The organism is Streptomyces sp. NPDC038213 (genome assembly GCF_055600495.1).
On the sequence record NZ_JBVJYM010000079.1, the window covers coordinates 1 to 1310 of the forward strand.

Here is a 1310-nt window from a genome sequence, read left to right on the forward strand (position 1 = left end):
CGGCTTCTTCTTCCCCATGCTCTCCATGATGGACATCATCCTTCCGGGGCCCAAGCCCCTGATCTCCGATGTCCGTCAAAGCGGATCAAGCCCAGAACCTCTGGGTGGGGTTGAGGAACGGGTCGGAGACGACTGCCCGCTGGCCTCGGTGGAAAACCGCGTACTCCAGAACTGTGCGTACCTCGTTGGGGAAACGGACGATCAGGCGCTGCCAGACCGAGACCGCTGGTTCGTGGTACGCCGTTGTGATCCAGTGGACCGGCTCCGCTGCCGCTTCTGGAATGTCGTGGATCAGGCGCTGCCACTGAGGCGCGCAGTGCTGCTCGACCTGGCTTTCTGAGAGCTGAGGATGGTGGAGGGCCCACAGCATCTGGCCGTAGCAGGTCCAGGCTTCCCCAGTAGGTCCGTCGTGGCCTGAGAGCTGGGGCAGGGGGTGTCCGTGACGGGCGCAGCCCGCGATGCCGAGGAGGTGGGCGGCGACGGTGTCCTGGTCGGTGGGGTCGAGCCGGGCTGCCCAGCACTCGAAGGCTGGTAGTGCCACGCTGGCAGGCGCGGGCATGAGTTCGGAGAGGACTATGGGCATCCACATCGTGAGGTCGGTTTGGAGTCCTGCCAGCCCGAGCAGACGGTGGCCAGTCTCAGGATCCAAGTCCTCTATGGCTTCACGGTACGGTGCGGCACCGACGAACTCGAACTGATTGGTGAAGATGCCGTAAGCGCTAGCAGGGGCGAAGTTCGGCAGCAAAGAGTGGAGTTTGTCGGCCGGGTCATCGGCCAGCTTGAGGGTGGCATGTATCCGTTTGGTGATGCTGGCGGCCGTCTCGGTTGTCTGTGGTTGGCCGTACAGTTCCCGTATTTCGGCCAGGGAGCTGACCAGGGCCGGGTGGTTGGGGTTGAGTTCGTCGAGGAGGCTGACGAGGCGGTCGTGGGTTGCGTCGTCAGCTGACAACCGTACGTACATTATGAGGTCGAGGGCGGCCAGCCGCAGGTGGTAGGCGCCGCTGTCCCAGCAGGCACGGGCCAGGCCCGGCGCGGTCGCCGCAACCTGCTGGTCTTGTGCCCGGCTCACGAGAAGGCAGGCGAGGTAGGCCACGCTGTATGCGGTGCTGTCGGCGGATGAGACCAGGCGCACCACTTCGTGCACAGAAAGGCCGAGGCCCTCGTGGCTGAAGGCTTGCTCGCAGGCTGCGAGGATCACCGAAGCGGCCAGGTGACCTGGGGACTGCTGCAGGGTTGAGTGACACCTGACCTGGCTTGCTGAGAAGCGGCCTGGAAGGATGTTGTCGTGCCCAAGCCCTATCCCAAGGAGT

General features: G+C 64.4%; 1 protein-coding gene. It reads right to left on the bottom strand.

Annotated elements, in window-relative coordinates:
- Positions 1 to 85: 85 nt before the first annotated feature.
- The coding region (locus ACZ7JZ_RS36035) for a hypothetical protein (protein ID WP_470947403.1) at positions 86 to 1310 on the bottom strand (1225 nt) is incomplete at its 5' end.